This is a genomic window from Actinoplanes sp. NPDC051405, from assembly GCF_055586185.1.
The window spans coordinates 39,383-55,089 of the sequence record NZ_JBVJIR010000012.1 but is presented as its reverse complement, the minus strand read 5'-3'; the positions used below and the strand labels follow the sequence as shown (position 1 = coordinate 55,089).

14 protein-coding genes are annotated in these 15,707 nt (G+C 72.3%); 5 read left to right on the top strand and 9 right to left on the bottom strand.

What is annotated here, in order from left to right; genetic code table 11:
- Window positions 1-160 precede the first annotated feature (160 nt).
- Genes ACZ6S4_RS25050 through ACZ6S4_RS25035 form a run of 4 tightly spaced genes read right to left on the bottom strand, consistent with a single transcriptional unit; the run spans window position 161 to window position 4,567 of the window.
- Window positions 161-1,213, bottom strand: a complete 1,053-nt coding sequence (locus ACZ6S4_RS25050) for a Gfo/Idh/MocA family protein (protein ID WP_465477232.1) — start codon at window positions 1,211-1,213, stop codon at window positions 161-163.
- Entirely contained in the window at window positions 1,210-1,965 is a 756-nt protein-coding gene (locus ACZ6S4_RS25045; protein ID WP_465477231.1) for a ThuA domain-containing protein, read from the bottom strand. Before ACZ6S4_RS25045 ends, ACZ6S4_RS25050 begins: the two co-directional genes overlap by 4 nt.
- A gap of 37 nt (window positions 1,966-2,002) precedes the next feature.
- The gene (locus tag ACZ6S4_RS25040) at window positions 2,003-3,025 is read right to left on the bottom strand and encodes a LacI family DNA-binding transcriptional regulator (RefSeq protein ID WP_465477230.1); all 1,023 of its coding nucleotides are present in this window, start codon (window positions 3,023-3,025) and stop codon (window positions 2,003-2,005) included.
- A 51-nt stretch (window positions 3,026-3,076) separates the two neighbouring features.
- Window positions 3,077-4,567, bottom strand: a complete 1,491-nt coding sequence (locus tag ACZ6S4_RS25035; protein ID WP_465477229.1) for a diguanylate cyclase domain-containing protein — start codon at window positions 4,565-4,567, stop codon at window positions 3,077-3,079.
- A gap of 176 nt (window positions 4,568-4,743) precedes the next feature.
- On the opposite strand from ACZ6S4_RS25035, the gene ACZ6S4_RS25030 reads away from it, so the two are divergent.
- Complete coding sequence (locus ACZ6S4_RS25030; RefSeq protein ID WP_465477228.1) at window positions 4,744-6,111, top strand: UDP-glucose dehydrogenase family protein; 1,368 nt, start codon at window positions 4,744-4,746, stop codon at window positions 6,109-6,111.
- An 8-nt stretch (window positions 6,112-6,119) separates the two neighbouring features.
- On the opposite strand, the gene ACZ6S4_RS25025 is transcribed toward ACZ6S4_RS25030, so the two are convergent.
- Window positions 6,120-6,788 (bottom strand): copper homeostasis protein CutC, encoded by a 669-nt coding sequence (locus ACZ6S4_RS25025; protein WP_465477227.1) that lies wholly within the window; start codon window positions 6,786-6,788, stop codon window positions 6,120-6,122.
- Window positions 6,789-7,001: 213 nt separating this feature from the next.
- Between ACZ6S4_RS25025 and ACZ6S4_RS25020 the strand changes: the two genes are divergently transcribed.
- Window positions 7,002-9,506 carry a LamG-like jellyroll fold domain-containing protein gene (locus tag ACZ6S4_RS25020; RefSeq protein ID WP_465477226.1) on the top strand — a complete coding sequence of 835 codons (2,505 nt, stop codon included), beginning with the start codon at window positions 7,002-7,004 and terminating at the stop codon, window positions 9,504-9,506.
- Between the two features lie 43 nt (window positions 9,507-9,549).
- Here the strand turns inward: ACZ6S4_RS25020 and ACZ6S4_RS25015 are convergent, their stop codons facing one another.
- Together ACZ6S4_RS25015 and ACZ6S4_RS25010 are read right to left on the bottom strand one after the other, a co-directional pair.
- Complete coding sequence (locus tag ACZ6S4_RS25015) at window positions 9,550-10,374, bottom strand: hypothetical protein (RefSeq protein ID WP_465477225.1); 825 nt, start codon at window positions 10,372-10,374, stop codon at window positions 9,550-9,552.
- Window positions 10,371-10,943 (bottom strand): RNA polymerase sigma factor, encoded by a 573-nt coding sequence (locus ACZ6S4_RS25010; protein ID WP_465477224.1) that lies wholly within the window; start codon window positions 10,941-10,943, stop codon window positions 10,371-10,373. Before ACZ6S4_RS25010 ends, ACZ6S4_RS25015 begins: the two co-directional genes overlap by 4 nt.
- 101 nt (window positions 10,944-11,044) lie before the next feature.
- Between ACZ6S4_RS25010 and ACZ6S4_RS25005 the strand changes: the two genes are divergently transcribed.
- Both ACZ6S4_RS25005 and ACZ6S4_RS25000 read left to right on the top strand, forming a co-directional pair.
- Window positions 11,045-12,436, top strand: a complete 1,392-nt coding sequence (locus ACZ6S4_RS25005; RefSeq protein WP_465477223.1) for an OFA family MFS transporter — start codon at window positions 11,045-11,047, stop codon at window positions 12,434-12,436.
- Window positions 12,433-12,540 carry an MFS transporter small subunit gene (locus ACZ6S4_RS25000; RefSeq protein WP_433718808.1) on the top strand — a complete coding sequence of 36 codons (108 nt, stop codon included), beginning with the start codon at window positions 12,433-12,435 and terminating at the stop codon, window positions 12,538-12,540. Before ACZ6S4_RS25005 ends, ACZ6S4_RS25000 begins: the two co-directional genes overlap by 4 nt.
- Here ACZ6S4_RS25000 and ACZ6S4_RS24995 read toward each other — a convergent pair.
- Together ACZ6S4_RS24995 and ACZ6S4_RS24990 are read right to left on the bottom strand one after the other, a co-directional pair.
- On the bottom strand, window positions 12,515-12,865 hold the full coding sequence (locus ACZ6S4_RS24995; protein ID WP_465477222.1) for a hypothetical protein: 351 nt from the start codon (window positions 12,863-12,865) through the stop codon (window positions 12,515-12,517). The genes ACZ6S4_RS25000 and ACZ6S4_RS24995 overlap by 26 nt on opposite strands.
- Window positions 12,862-13,710 (bottom strand): methyltransferase domain-containing protein, encoded by an 849-nt coding sequence (locus tag ACZ6S4_RS24990; RefSeq protein ID WP_465477221.1) that lies wholly within the window; start codon window positions 13,708-13,710, stop codon window positions 12,862-12,864. Before ACZ6S4_RS24990 ends, ACZ6S4_RS24995 begins: the two co-directional genes overlap by 4 nt.
- A gap of 195 nt (window positions 13,711-13,905) precedes the next feature.
- Here ACZ6S4_RS24990 and ACZ6S4_RS24985 point away from each other — a divergent pair, with 195 nt between their 5' ends.
- Window positions 13,906-15,669: a glycoside hydrolase family 6 protein gene (locus tag ACZ6S4_RS24985; protein WP_465477220.1), complete on the top strand. Its 1,764-nt coding sequence runs from the start codon at window positions 13,906-13,908 to the stop codon at window positions 15,667-15,669.
- Window positions 15,670-15,707 lie beyond the last annotated feature (38 nt).

The following is a 15,707-nucleotide window of genomic DNA, read 5'->3' as shown; positions in this document are numbered from 1 at the left end:
AGTCACTCACCCCGGCCGCCGCTGACCGGCTGTGGAAAACCCGCGCACGACCGTCGGCTGTGGACAACGGACCGAGCGCACGGCGCAACGAGCGCACGGCGCAACGAGCGGACGGCGCAACGAGCGCACAGCGCAACGAGCGACCGGCGACCGGAAAAGATCAGGCCGGGCGAAGGGCAGCCCGCACGTCGGTCCAGCTCCGCAGCTCGTCCCGGACCTCCGGCCGGCTCTCGTCCCGGACGGCCTGCTCGTGCGCCCGCGCCAGCACGTCGTCGATCAGCACCGGCCGTCCCCGCGCCGCAGAGTCCACCGCGGCCTCCACCATGGCCAGGCTCAGCACGTTGCTGTGCACCTCACCCATCGGCGTCACCCCGGTCCGCAGGGCCTCCGTGAACACCCGCAGCGCCCCGCCGATGCCCGAGTACCGGTCGTCCGGCGCGTCGACCGGCGGTCCCACCGGATCGTGGTCGCCGTCCCAGCGGGCCGTGCCCTCCTGCGCGCTGACCCGCCACTCGCCGTTCCAGGACGTCTCCGCGCCCGGGCTGCACCAGCTGCCGTGGTAGACGTAGCGGGCGCCGCCGGTCATCTCGAAGACCGCGGCGGCGCAGGCGTCGCCGGCGTACCAGCTCCAGGGCGGGTTCCAGGTCTGGCACGAGACCGCGAGCGGGTCGTCGTCGAGCAGGAACCGGGCGGCGTCGAAGGCGTGGATCGCCATGTCGACCAGCAGCGGCTGCGCCATCTGCTCGCGGAAGCCGCCGAAGTGCGGCGCCCGGTGGAAGCCGGTGCTGACCGAGCCGACCGGGCCGAGTTTCCCGGTCATCGCCCGCAGCGCGAACAGCTGCGGATTCCAGCTGCGGGACTGGCTGACCATGAACAGCCGGCCGCTCACGTCCGCCGCCGCCACCAGGGACAGCGCCTGGGCCAGCGTGTCGGCGACCGGCTTCTCGCCGAGCACGGACAACCCGGCGAACAGTGCGGCGGTGGTGACCGCGTGGTGGGCCACCGGTACGGTCACATCGATCACCGCCTCCGCCCCGGTCTCGGCGGCCAGCGTGGCGACGTCGGTGCCGACCGGCAGTCCGGGTCCCGCCCGCCGGGCCGCCGCCAGGTCCAGGTCGGCCACCCCGGCCAGTTCGACGCCGGGGTCGTTCGAGATCGCCTCCAGCCAGGCCTGGCCCATCGCGCCGGCGCCGGCCAGCAGCACCCGGATCATGCGGCCGAGCCTTGGTGCGTGGGCGCCGAGAAGGTGTCGTAGCGCAGCAGCTCGGGCAGCTCCCGCCCGGGCCGGTCGGTACGGGCCCAGCGCACCCCGTTGGCGATCACCCGCCGGATGTCCGGGTGGTGGTAGACCGGGTAGTCCTGGTCGCCGGGCTTGAAATAGAAGATCCGGCCGTGCCCGCGGCGCCACGTGCAGCCGCTTCGGAACACCTCGCCGCCGCTGAACGAGCTGATGAAGATGAGCTCGTCCGGCGGCGGGACGTCGAAGTACTCGCCGTACATCTCGTCCTCGGGGACGACGATCGGGTGCGGCACGCCCTGGGCGATCGGGTGGGTCGGGTCGACGGTCCAGATCAGCTCGCGGTCGTGCTCGTTGCGCCAGCGCAGGGTGCACGTCGTACCCATGAGCCTGGTGAAGATCTTGGACCAGTGCCCGGAGTGCAGCACCACCAGGCCCATCCCGGACAGCACGTGCCGGTGCACCCGCTCGACCACCTCGTCGGCCACCTCGCCGTGCGCGGCGTGCCCCCACCAGGTCAGCACGTCGGTGCCGGCCAGCACCTGCTCGGTCAGGCCGTGCTCGGGCTCGTCCAGGGTGGCGGTCCGGACCTCCGCAACCTCCCCGAGATTCTCCCGGATGCCGGCGGCGATCGTCTCGTGCATGCCGTCCGGGTAGAGCCTCGCGACGTGTTCCTCGGTGCGCTCGTGGCGGTTCTCGCCCCACACGGTCACGCGGATCTGGTCCATGGTGCGTCCCTCCTGATCTCCAAGCGGTGCCGGCGCGTCAGCCGGGCGGTGTGGTGCGGCGCCGGGTGAGGCGCGGCGTGATCAGCTCGACGGGCTCGGCCGCGGTGGGGTCCCGGTCGAGCAGCCGGAACAGGGTGCGCATGGCCCGCCGGGACACGTCCCGCGGTTCGAGGGAGACGTTGGTGACCGGGGGAGTGGTGCCCGTGGCCAGCACGTCCGGGCACAGGCCGACGACGGACAGGTCGCGGCCCGGCCGGTGCCCGCGGCCGGCCACCGCGGTCAGCACCGGCTGCACCGCCTCGGTGTCGTGCACCACGAGGCCGAGCCGGCCGTCGATGCTGTGGTCACCGGAGCGCAGTACCTCGTCCAGGGCCGCCGAAACGCCGCGCGGCCCCCGTTCGGGCTGGTCGACGACCGCGCACGGCAGGCCGTGGGTGGCCGCCGCCGCGGTCGCGCCGCGGCGGAAGCGGCCCACGAAGTTGACCTCCCGCGCCACGGTCGGCCGCGGATGGCCGATCAGGGCGATCCGGTCGTGCCCGGTGGCCGCCAGATGGTCCACGGCCAGCCGGCCGGCCTGCTCGAAGTCCAGGTCGACGCAGGGCAGGCCGAGCGGTTCGGCGGGCAGGCCGATCAGGATCACCGGTACGGCGAGCCCGGCGGCGACCGGGATCCGGGCGTCGTGCGTCTCGATGTCCATCAGCACGATCGCGTCGCACAGGGAGCGGGCCGCCAGCCGGGTCAGCCCGGCCGACCCCTCGTCCCGGGTGACCAGCAGGATGTCGTGGTCCTGCTCGCGGGCGCAGTGGGCGATGGTCTCGATGAACGGCAGCAGCCCGGACGTGTCGGCGTCCGGCCCGAACGGCACGACCAGCCCGATCACCCGGGTGCGCTGGCTCTTGAGGGCGCGGGCGCCGGCGTTGGGCTGGAAGGCGAGCTCCGCGATGGCGGACTCGACCCGGCGGCGGGTCTCGGCGGAGATCGACCGGCGGCCGCTCATCACGTACGAGACCGTGCTCTGCGAGACGCCGGCCAGGCGGGCCACGTCCCGGCTGGTGACCATGCCCGGGCTCACCTCCCGCCGTCGATACGTATCGACTGTCTGCGGACGAGCCTAGCCGGGAGCGGTCCGGGCGCTCAAGAGCACGCCGCCGCCCGCGCGCTTGGCCCGGTACATCGCCGCGTCCGCGCCGCGCATCAGTGCGGGCATGTCGTCGGCGTCGTCGGGGAACAGGGCGACGCCGATGCTGGCGCCCACCCGTACCTGGGTGCCCTCGATGTCGTACGGCTCGCACAGCCGCGCGTGCAGCCGCTCGGCCGCTGATCTCGCGGCGGCCGCGTCCGGATCGCGGGCCAGCAGGATGGCGAACTCGTCCCCGCCCAGGCGCGCGACCAGGTCCCCCTCCCGCAGGCTGCCCTCCAGCCGCCGGCCGACCGCGTGCAGCAGGGCGTCGCCGGCGTGGTGCCCGACGGTGTCGTTGACCCGCTTGAAGCCGTCCAGGTCGAGCAGCAGCAGGGCGAGCCGGCCGCCGGTCGCCCGCGCGTCGGCGACCTCCTGCTCGGCGCGTTCCAGCAGGTAGGTGCGGTTGGGCAGGCCGGTCAGGGCGTCGTGGTACGCCTGCCGGGTCAGCTCGGCCAGGTGCCGCTGCTGGGCCTGGCGCAGGCGGGCGCTGTCGACGATCAGCGCGCCCTCCAGGGCCACCTGGCGGGCCAGCGCGTGGTCGCGTCCGGTCCAGCGCCGCGGGCCACTGGCGTCGCCGCACATCACCATGCCGACCGGCCCGGCCGCGGACATCAGCGGGATGGCGAGGAACGAGCGCAGCTGCAGGGTCTGCACGAAGCCGCCCGGGCGGACCGAGGCCTGCGTGACGTCACCGACCAGTGTCGGGTCGCCGTGGCCGGCGGCCATGGTGCGCCAGACCGGCGAGTCGGCGGCCAGCTTGCCGTTCAGGTTGCGGACGAGCTCGGCGCTGACCGGCTCGGTGATCCCGACGCCCGCCGCGTAGCAGATCCGCCCGTCCGGGCCGATCAGGTGCACGGCCGCGCGCTCGGTGCGGAACGCCTCGCCGGTGGCCCGGGCCAGCAGCCGGCCGGCCTCCTCGACCGAGGTGGCGGCGGTGCCCAGCTCGAACAGCCCGCGGATGGTGGCGTTGGCCCGGGCGACGTACTGGTGGTCCTGCTCGGCGGCGAGGGCCTGCAGCGTGGTGGCCAGTTGCAGGCCGATGGTGGCCGCCACCTCGGGGCGCAGCGCGGCGATGGTGGCACCGGTGAGGACCAGGACGCCCAGGGTCCGGCCGCCGATGCGCAGTCGTATCGCCGTACGGTCGCCGTCGCGGACCGGTGGGGCACCCGCCGCGACGCGGAAGACGGCGCCGGCCAGGGTGATGTCGCCGGGCGCGGCGGCGCCGTGGGTTGCCCCCGGGATCAGGCTGCCGTCGTCGGGGTCGAGGGTGAAGACGGAGGCGGCGCGCAGGCCGCACGCCCGGGTGAGGCGCGCGGCGATGATGGCGAGCATGTGGGCGACCGAGGGGATGTCGCGGGTCATCACGGCGATCAGGTCGTTGTGCAACAGAGCCTGCTCGTCGCCGGGAGACGACACTGCCACCGTCGGCCTACCTGCGCCGAGGGTACGCACGTCGTTGCTGACCGTCACAGTCGCTTCGATCGGCAGTGATCCGACTCGCCTGAGGATCCCGCGACACCCGGCGGCGGGACAGGACGGATTACCGTGCAGCGATCGGGTACACCCGGACCCGATGCGAACCGAAGGGAAGTGCGGGCATGAAGGTGTGCGTCGTAGGAACCGGCTACGTGGGTCTCACCACCGGCGTCAGCCTGGCGTTTCTCGGGCACGACGTCACCTGCCTGGACCTCGACCAGGCCAAGGTCGACCTGCTCAGTGGGGGCCGGTCGCCGATCTACGAGCCGCACATGGACGCCCTGCTGGCCGACTCGGCCGAGCGGATGACCTTCACCACCGACTACAGCGCGGCCGTGCCCGGTGCTGACGTGGTGTTCATCGCCGTGCAGACCCCGTCGCTGCCGGACGGCAACCCCGACCTGCAATATCTGCGCTCGGCCGCGGAGAGCGTCGGGCAGCACATCGACGGCGAGTTCACCGTCGTCATCAACAAGTCGACCGTGCCGATCGGCAGCAGCAACTGGGTCGACTCGATCCTGCGCGAGTCGTTCGAGCGCACCCACGAGCGGCGCAGCGACGGTGAGTTCTCGGTCGCGTCGAACCCGGAGTTCCTGCGCCAGGGCGCGGCGATCCAGGACACCCTGTACCCGGACCGGATCGTGGTCGGCTCGGACAACCCGCGCAGCCTGGACGTGCTCAACCGGCTCTACCGCACGATCCTGAACCAGACGTTCACGCCGCCGACCTATCTGCCGCGACCGGCGGAGCTCGGCGCGGTGCCGATGGTCTCGACCGACCTGGCCTCGGCCGAGCTGATCAAGTACGCCGCCAACGCCTTCCTGGCCCTCAAGATCAGCTTCGCCAACGAGATCGGCCAGCTGGCCGGCCGGGTCGGCGCGGACATCTCGCAGGTCACCAGGGGCATCGGGCTGGACACCCGGATCGGGCCACGCTTCCTGCAGCCGGGCATCGGCTGGGGCGGCTCCTGCTTCGGCAAGGACACCGCCGCGCTGATCGCCACCAGCGCCGAGTACCACCACGCCATGCCGATCGTCACCGCCGCCCGCGAGGTCAACCAGATGCAGCGCCGGCTGGTCGTGGACCGGCTGCTGGACGAGCTGCGCATCCTCAAGGGCCGCAAGATCGGGCTGCTCGGGCTCGCGTTCAAGCCGAACACCGACGACATGCGCGACGCGCCGGCCCTGGACATCGCCCGGATGCTGCTCGACCGCGGCGCCCGGATCCGGCTGCACGACCCGGTCGCCGCCGAGCGTTTCCGCCGCGAGCAGCCCGACCTGGTGCCGTACCTGGCCGGCGAGGTCGAGGAGATCTTCGACGACAGCGACGCGGTCGTGCTGGTCACCGAGTGGTCGGAGTACCTCGACCTGGACTGGGCGAAGTTCGCCTCGCTGATGCGGACCCCGGTCGTGCTGGACGGCCGGCACTGCCTGGACCCGGAGCGCCTGGCCAAGCTCGGCTACCGCTACCTGTCGGTCACCGGCCGCTGATCGGCGGCTCAGGGCAGGGCAGCGCGCCAGGCCTCGACGAGCGCGGCGTCCACGGGGGCGTCCCAGCGGCCGCCGGGACGCACTGCGCTGCCGGTGTGGAAGGCGTCCACCCCGGCGGCCAGCAGCGGCGCGAGGTGGTGCCGGCGCAGGCCGCCGCCGGCCAGCACCCGCGGCGGTGAGGCCGCCTCGGCGGTGAGCGTGGCCAGGCCCTCCTCGACGGTCGCCGGGCTGCCGGCGGTGAGCACGCAGTCCAGCCCGGGCAGCCCGGCCAGCGCGCGGCGGGCGGCCGGCCGGTCGGCGGTGTGGTCCAGCGCGCGGTGGAACGTCCACCGGCAGCCCTCGATGGCGCCGAGCACCGCCTCGACGGCGGCCAGGTCCACCGCGGCGCGCGCGTCGAGGAAACCCAGGACGAACTCGTCGGCACCGGCGGCGCGCAGGCCGGTCGCCGCCTCGACCAGGGCGCCGGGGTCGCTCAGCGCGTACCCGTCCTCGGCCCGCAGCATGACCCGGACCGGGAGGTCGACCGCCTCCCGGACCGCCGCGAAGGTCGCGACCGGCGGGGTGAGGCCCTGCCGCCGCATGTCGGCGACCAGCTCGATCCGGTCGGCGCCGCCGGCCTTGGCCGCCCGCGCGTCCGCGGCGTCCAGCGCGATCACTTCCAAGATCGATTGAGGCACCGCGGCATCGTCGCACATCAGTCTGAACGGGTTGCCCCGGCGGGCACGACCATCGAGCTTCTTCCATTCAAGCCTTGACGGGATCTGAGCAATCTTGTTGAACTGTGTTTGCTCCTGGGCGGTCCCGCCGAGCGCTTGCCGTCCGTCCGAACGCGACGGCCGAGTGCGGATCGGTGCTGCCCGTGTTCTTTCCCACCGAGAGGACCACAGCGCATGACCACACCCCGGACAGCGCGGCGGGCCGTCACCGCCGCCGCCGTCACCCTTCTCGCCATCGGTACCGCGGGTGCCGCCGGCGCCGCACCCGCCGCAGCCGCCGAACCGCAGTGGCACAAGGGCATCCCGCCGATCGCCACCCCCTGGACCGCCCAGGTCGGCCCGCAGAACGCCCTGCCCGAGTACCCCCGCCCGCAACTGGTCCGCAGCAAGTGGCAGAACCTCAACGGCGTCTGGCAGTTCGGCAAGGCGGCGGTCGGCCAGGCCCCGCCCGTCGGCCAGGAGCTGAGCGAGCGGGTGCTGGTGCCGTACCCGATCGAGTCGGCGCTGTCCGGCATCCAGCGCCACGAGGACCGGATGTTCTACCGCCGCACGTTCACCGTGCCCGCCGGCTGGCAGGTCGGGCAGGGACAGCGGCTGGTGCTGCACTTCGGCGCCGTCGACTACGACGCCAAGGTGTGGGTGAACGGCACCGAGGTGGCCACCCACCGCGGCGGCTACGACAAGTTCGACGTGGACGTCACCGCCGCGCTCAAGGGGACCGGCCCGCAGGAGCTCATCGTCTGGGCCGAGGACCTCACCGACGCCACCGGCCAGCCCATCGGCAAGCAGCGCCGGGTCTCCGACCGTGGCATCTTCTACCAGGGCAGCTCGGGCATCTGGCGCACGGTCTGGATGGAGCCGGTCGCCGACTCCAGCATCTCCGGGCTGGTCACCACGCCGGACCTGGCGGCCTCGGCGCTCAAGCTGACGGCCGAGACCGTGCGCGGTGAGGGACTGACGGTCCAGGCCGTCGCGAAGGCCGGCGGCAAGGTGGTCGGCAGGGTCACCGGAGCCACCGGTACGGAGCTGAGCCTGCCCGTCCCCAAGGCCAAACTGTGGTCGCCCGACAACCCGTACCTGTACGACCTCGAGGTCACGCTGCTGAACGGGCGCCGGACCGTCGACACCGTCAAGTCGTACTTCGGCATGCGGGCCATCGGCACCAGGAAGGGCGCCGACGGCAAGCTGCGGATCGCCCTCAACGGCAAGATCCTGTTCAACATGGCCACCCTCGACCAGGGCTTCTGGCCTGACGGCCTGAACACCGCGCCCACCGACGCCGGGCTCAAGTTCGACCTCCAGCAGCACAAGGAGATGGGCTTCAACGCCGTCCGCAAGCACATCAAGGTCGAGCCCGACCGCTGGTTCTACTGGGCCGACAAGCTGGGCCTGCTGGTCTGGCAGGACATGCCGGCGGCCAACACCGGCCCGATCCCGCCGGAGTGGCGGGACCAGTTCGAGGCCGAGCTGCACGAGATGGTCCGCGAGCACCGCAGCTGGACCTCGGTGATCGCCTGGGTGCCGTTCAACGAGGGCTGGGGCGAGTGGGACCGCACCGCCACCGGCCGCATCGCCGACGACGTCAAGAAGCAGGACCCGAGCCGGCTGGTCAACGCGCACAGCGGCGTGAACTGCTGCAACTCCAAGGGTGACTCCGGCCGCGGCGACGTCATCGACTTCCACCAGTACCTCGGCCCGGCCTCCCCGGCGCCGGACGACAACCGGGTCTCGATCGACGGCGAGCACGGCGGTTTCGGGCTGAAGACCTCCAACCACATGTGGTTCGGCGACGGTCAGGCGTACGAGATGACGCCGGACTCGGCCACGCTGACCCGCAAGTACGTGGAGAACCAGCGGGCCGTGCTCACCTCGGCCCGCTCGTGCGGGATCAGCGCCGCGATCTACACCCAGATCACCGACGTCGAGGGGGAGCTGAACGGCTTCTGGACCTATGACCGGCAGGTCGCCAAGATGGACTTCCGGCAGGTCCGCGCGATCAACCGGGAGATCATCGCCAAGGCCGACGGCACCCCGGGTGACACCCCGCAGCCGGGTCCCGGCACGCCCGGGCTGACCGGCGTCGCGTTCTACCCGCTGGACGGCAACGCCGAGGACGCCGCGGGCGACCACGACGCCACTCTGGTCGGTGACCCCGGCTATGTGGACGCCAAGAAGGGCCAGGGCGTCGAGCTCAACGGCTCCAGCCAGTTCATCGACACCGGCGCGCCGGTGCTCAACACCGCGTCGGACTACACCGCCTCCGCGTGGGTGAAGCTCGACAAGGCCGACGGCGCGTTCCAGACGATCGTCAGCCAGGACGGCGCCAGCGTCAGCGACTTCTTCCTGCAGTACTCCGGCGCCGACCAGCGGTTCGCGATGAGCTTCGCGGGTGTCCGGGCGCTCGGGCCGGTCAAGCCGGAGGTCGGCCGCTGGTACCACCTGACCGGCGTACGCGACTCCGTGCGTGGCGAGCTGCGGCTCTACGTCGACGGTGAGCTCGCCGGCCGGACCGGGGCCTGCCTGCCGCAGGCGGCGCCGACCGGCAACACGGTGATCGGCCGTGGCAAGTTCGGCGGCAACCCGGTCGACTACCTGGACGGCACTGTCGACCAGGTGCACCTGTACGACCGGGCCCTGTCCGCGGCGGAGATCAAGGACCTCTACGCCTCGGGCAACTAGCAACGGTGCGAGCGGCGGGCTCCCAGCGGGAGCCCGCCGCCTGCTATCGGGTCCAGGGATCGGCGGGCAGGCACCGCGGGCCGGGCCCGTCGTAGATCACCTTGCCGGCCGGGTCGGTGTAGCAGTGCGGGAACTGCCCCGAATACTCGAAGAGCCGCCGCCGGTCGATCTCGCGGCCCGCGGCGTCGTAGCTCACCAGCTCCGCGTCCTCGCGCACGTCGTCCGTCCGCGAGATCAGTCCGAACGCCCCGTCGCGCAGCCGGGCCGTCGTCGTCCGTCCGGTGCCGTGCTCGAGGACCAGGCGGTGCACCCGGGCGCTGACCCGCCCGAGCACCGCGACCGAGCCGCCGTCGGCCTCCGTCGAGGACAGGCTCAGGCGCTGCACCGGGCCCGGCAGCCAGCCGCGGTGCGGCCACGCCTCGCCGCCCACGCTGCCCGACCGCTCGTGGCCGTCAGCCAGCTGCACGTCGCAGGCCATGTAGCCGGTCTCGTTGAGGAAGAGCACCCCGGTCCAGGAACCGTGGCGGGAGGCGATGGTGACGTCCGACGGCGACACCGGCACGAACTCGGGGTCCGGGGCACCCTCGCGAGGCTTCATCCACTCCAGGCACTGATCCACCACCCGGCGCAGCGACGGATCGAGCTCACCGGGGCTCATCGCCAGGATCTGGGTGCGGTCCTCATGCCGTACCTCCGAAGTCACGGCGACCGCCGCGACCAGGGTGAGCACCGCCGCGGTCGCGACCAGCAGCCGCCGGGAGATCCGCGGCCGCGGGCCGCGGGCCGCCGCGAGCAGTTCCTCGCGCATCCGCACGGCCCGGGCCGGCGGCAGGTCCCGCTCGGCCGGGGGTTCGATCAGGTCGGTCATCGCTGGTCCTCCTTGACTGCGGGGCCGAGCAGGGCGGCGAGCCGGGCCCGGGCCCGGCTCACCCGGGAGCGGACCGCGACCTCGGTGACGCCCAGGGCGGCGGCGGCCTCGGCGTAACCGACGCCGGACCACAGGCACAGCGCGACGGCCTCGCGTTCCGCCCGCGGCAGCCGCCGCACGGCGGCGAGGATCCGGCCCATCGCGCGCTCGTCGTCGAGGCGGCCGGCGACGTCGTCGGCCGGATCCGGATCGTGCTCCACCGGTACGCGCCCGAGCAGCGCCCGCCGCCGCCGGGCCGAACGCCACTCGGTCCGCACGTGGTTGCCGGCCACCACCAGCAGCCACGGCAGCGCCGTCCCGTGGCTCAGCCGGACCACCCCGCGCTTGCGCCACGCGACCAGGAACGTCGCCTGGGTGACGTCCTCGGCGACACTCCACGAGCCGCTGAGCCGGAAGGCGTGGTTGTAGACCGCGCGCGAGTGCCGGTCGAACAGCGTCCCGAAGGCGGCCTCGTCGCCGGCGGCCACCGCGGTCCAGAGGTCCTGGTCGGTCGGCCCGGTCTGCGTCATCACATCCTGCTGTGTCCGGCGGGCCGCTATTTGTTGCAGCAATTTTCCCGCGGGTCGATGATGAGCCTCGATAGATCATCACCAGGGCTGGGAGGCGCCGCATGCTGTCCGCGCTCGACCGTCAACACTCCGTGGCGCCGCCCGGGTTCAGCCGCTGGCTGATCCCACCGGCCGCGCTCTCCGTGCACCTGTGCATCGGCCAGGTGTACGCGACCAGCGTCTACAAGAACTCGTTCGTCTCCCACTTCGACGCCAGCGCGACGTCGGTGGGCATCATCTTCAGTATCGCCATCGTCATGCTCGGCCTGTCCGCGGCCGTCGGCGGCACCTGGGTCGAGGCGAACGGCCCGCGCAAGGCGATGTTCGTCTCGGCCTGCTTCTGGGCCGCCGGTTTCCTGGTCGGCGCGCTCGGCATCAGCACCAAACAGCTGTGGCTGGTCTATCTCGGGTACGGCGTGCTCGGCGGCATCGGGCTCGGCATCGGCTACATCTCGCCGGTCTCGACGCTGATCAAGTGGTTCCCGGACCGCCCCGGCCTGGCCACCGGCCTGGCGATCATGGGCTTCGGCGGTGGCGCGCTGATCGCCAGCCCGCTGTCGCGCCAGCTGCTGTCGTTCTACGACTCCGGCTACGACCCGAACGTGTCGACCTCGGTGGCCGGCGGTGGTGCGCTCGTGGCGCTGTTCCTGACCCTGGGCATCGGCTACTTCGTGGTGATGATGTTCGGCGTCGTGAACATGCGCGTACCGGCCGACGGCTGGGTGCCCGACGGCTGGGACCCGGCCTCGGTCAAGGAGAAGCCGTTGGTCACCACGGCCAGCGTGTCGGCGGCCAACTCGATCCGGACCCGGGCCTTCTGGCTGCTCTGGATCGTGCTGTTCTGCAACGTCACGGCCGGCATCGGCATCCTGGAGCAGGCCAGCCCGATGATCCAGGACTTCTTCCGGGACTCCGGCGGCAAGTCCGCGGTCGCGGTGGCCGCGGCGGCCGGGTTCGTCGGGGTGCTCTCGCTGTTCAACATGGCCGGCCGCTTCGTCTGGTCGTCGACCTCCGACCTCATCGGGCGCAAGCGGATCTACATGGTCTATCTGGGCGTCGGCATGATCCTGTACGCGCTGCTGGCCTCGGTCGGGCACGTCGCCGTGGGCCTGTTCGTGCTGCTGGCCGGCGTGATCCTGTCGTTCTACGGCGGCGGCTTCGCCACGGTGCCGGCCTACCTGCGGGACCTGTTCGGCACGTACCAGGTCGGCGCGATCCACGGCCGGCTGCTGACCGCCTGGTCGGCCGCCGGCGTGGCCGGTCCGCTGATCGTCAACGGCTTCCTGGACGCGCAGGGCAAGCCGGGCACGCTGACCGCGTCGGCGTACCAGCCGGCGCTGTTCACCATGGTCGGGGTGCTGGCCGTCGGCTTCATCGCCAACCTGCTGGTGCAGCCGGTGCCGGAGCGGTTCCACGAGCCGCGCAGCGAGGAGAAGAAGGAGGCTGTGGCATGAAGACGTCGAACGTACGGCTGGCCCTGTCCTGGGCGCTGGTCGTGGTGCTGCTGGGTTACGGCGTGATCCAGACGGCGATCACCGCGGCGAAGCTGTTCCAGTAGGGAGCCCGGGTGGCCGCCGCCGTGCGGCGGCCACCCACCAGCGGTCCAGGACCGGTTCCACGGCCAGGGCCGCGATCACCGCCGCCGCGGCCGCGGCGAGCACTGTGCAGCCGGCACCGGCCCGGGCGGCGAGCACGACGCCGGCCACCGCGACGAACGGCCGGGCGAAGGTGAACGGGCCGAGGATCAGCGCACTGGCCAGCAACCGCCGGCGCCAGCCCAGCACGGCGTAACCGGCCAGCGCGGCCAGCACGGTGGCCCCGAAGGGTAGGTAGAGCGCGAGCATCGCCCGGCCTGCGACCGGCACCCACCACGCCGTGGTCACGGGGCCGTCCCGGTGACCGGGCGCAGCACCTCCGACAGCCGCGGCCACCAGCGCGGTCCGTCGGCGCAGGCCGGCCGGTAGTCCGGGGCGCCGGCCCGGGCCGCGGCCAGCAACACGGATGCCGGATGAGCGCGCCGGGCCGACAGCACACCGTCGTGACGGGACACCGGCTCGCGCATCCGGGCCCGGTGGAAGATCCAGGCACCGGCCGTTGTCCAGGGGCCGGGGTCGATGTCCCAGTGTGCGAATGCTGCGACTTGAAGGTCGCGCTGGGCGGCGAAAAATGTCGGCAGGGCTGACGCCGGCAGGTGGTGCAGCAGGCCCGAGGAGATGACGACGGTGGTCATGCCGTCGTCCCCGGCGACCCCCGGGGCGAGCGCGTCGCCGGCGACGAAGCGGCAGTGCAGTCCCTCGGCGGCGGCCAGCTCGGTGGCCCGCCCGACCAGGGCCCGGTTGAGGTCGACACCCACCAGGTCGGCGCCCGGGCCCAGCGCGTCGTACGCCGCCAGCCAGCGCACCACGTGCCCCAGCCCGCACCCCACGTCGACCACCCGGATCGGCTCCCCGGGCCGCGTGGCGCGCCACCGCAGCAGCCACTCGGCGATGCGGCGGGGCAGTTGCAGCTCCTCACCGAGCCGCTGAAGTTCACAGTGCACCCGGATCTGCAACGCGTCGATCTCCTCGGCCGGCAGGACGCCGTCGCGGACCGGCAGCCGTCGCGCCAGCCGGGCCGCCCGATCCTGGCCACCCGCCGTGAGCTGGGCGATGACCGCGTCCAGGCGTACCGGCAGGCGGGCGCCGGAGACCGGATCGGCGGCCACGATCAGGTCCGTCAGCTCCTCCATGGAGATCATCATCGGCAACGCTCCGAGAAATCCACAAAAAGTTTCGCGGCCATTACGTATTGATGTCATGGGAGCGCTCCCATAGTGTGGGCCTCACGCGGTGGTCAGCGACAGCGATCGATCCCCGCGCCGGAAGTTCGTTCCCCTCGGCACGCCTGCCCCGGGCGTCGCCATGTCTTCCAGGAGCGCTTGCGCATGAGTCCACGTCCCCACTCGCTGGTGCGAGGCCTGACGGCCGCCACCGCGATCACCCTCCTCACCGGCGCCGGCATAGCCGTCGCGGCGCAGCAGGCCAGCGCCGCCGCGGGTTGCCGGGTCACTTACTCGGTAAACCAGTGGAGCACGGGCTTCACCGGCAACGTCTCCGTGACCAACCTCGGCGACGCGATCTCCGGCGGCTGGAACCTGACCTGGGACTTCGCGGGCAACCAGCGGATCACCCAGGGCTGGAGCGCCACCGTCACCCAGAGCGGGCAGCGGGTCACCGCGGCCAGCCCGTCCTGGGCCGGCAACCTGGGCACGAACGCGTCGGCGACGTTCGGCTTCAACGCCGACTACTCCGGCACGAACGCGACCCCGGCCTCGTTCTCGCTCAACGGCACCGCCTGCACGGGCAACCCGACCACCCCGGGCAGCCCGTCGGCCACCCCGTCGACGCCGGGCAGCCCGTCGGCGACCCCGTCGACGCCGACCAGCCCCAGCACCCCGCCGCCGCCCGGCACCAAGGTCGACAACCCGTACGCGGGGGCCAAGGGCTACGTGAACCCGGAGTGGAAGGCCAAGGCCGACGCCGAGCCCGGCGGCAGCCGCGTCTCCAGCAACCCGACCGCCGTCTGGCTGGACCGCATCGCGGCCATCGCCGGCACCTCGGGCAGCAGCTCCAACGGCAGCATGGGCCTGCGCGACCACCTGGACGCGGCTCTCGCCCAGGGCGCCGGCTACGCCCAGTTCGTCATCTACAACCTGCCCGGCCGGGACTGCTCGGCGCTCGCCTCCAACGGTGAGCTCGGCGTCAACGACCTGCCGCGCTACAAGGCCGAGTACATCGACCCGATCGCGGCGATCCAGGCCGACCCGAAGTACGCGGGCCTGCGGATCATCAACATCATCGAGATCGACTCGCTGCCGAACCTGATCACCAACACCAACGTCGCGACCTGCGCCACCATGAAGTCCAACGGTGGCTACGTGCAGGGCGTCGGCTACGCGCTGAACAAGCTCGGCGCGATCGGCAACGTCTACAACTACGTGGACGCGGCGCACCACGGCTGGATCGGCTGGGACACCAACTCGGGCCCGACCGCGCAGATCCTGCTCGAGGCCGCTCGCGCCTCCGGCAACGTCAACAACGTGACCGGCTTCATCGTCAACACGGCGAACTACTCGGCCCTGCGTGAGCCGTTCTTCCAGGCCAACTCGACGGTGGGCGGCCAGTCCGTGCGCCAGTCGAAGTGGGTCGACTGGAACTTCTACGTCGACGAGCTGAGCTTCGCCCAGGCGTTCCGCCAGCAGCTGGTCTCGGCCGGGTTCGCCTCGAACATCGGCATGCTGATCGACACCTCCCGCAACGGCTGGGGCGGCGCCAACCGGCCCACCGCGGCGAGCACGTCCACCGACGTGAACACCTTCGTCAACCAGTCCCGCATCGACCGCCGGATCCACGCCGGCAACTGGTGCAACCAGTCCGGTGCCGGTCTGGGCGAGCGCCCGAAGGCGGCCCCGGAGACGGGCATCGACGCCTACGTCTGGGTCAAGCCCCCGGGCGAGTCGGACGGCTCCAGCTCTCTGATCCCGAACAACGAGGGCAAGGGCTTCGACCGGATGTGCGACCCGACCTACACCGGTAACGAGCGCAACGGCAACAGCATGACGGGCGCACTGCCCAACGCACCGATCTCCGGCGCGTGGTTCTCGGCTCAGTTCCGCGAGCTGATGGCCAACGCGTACCCCGCACTCTGACCCTCTCCCAACACGGACGGCCCGGTTGTCACAACCGG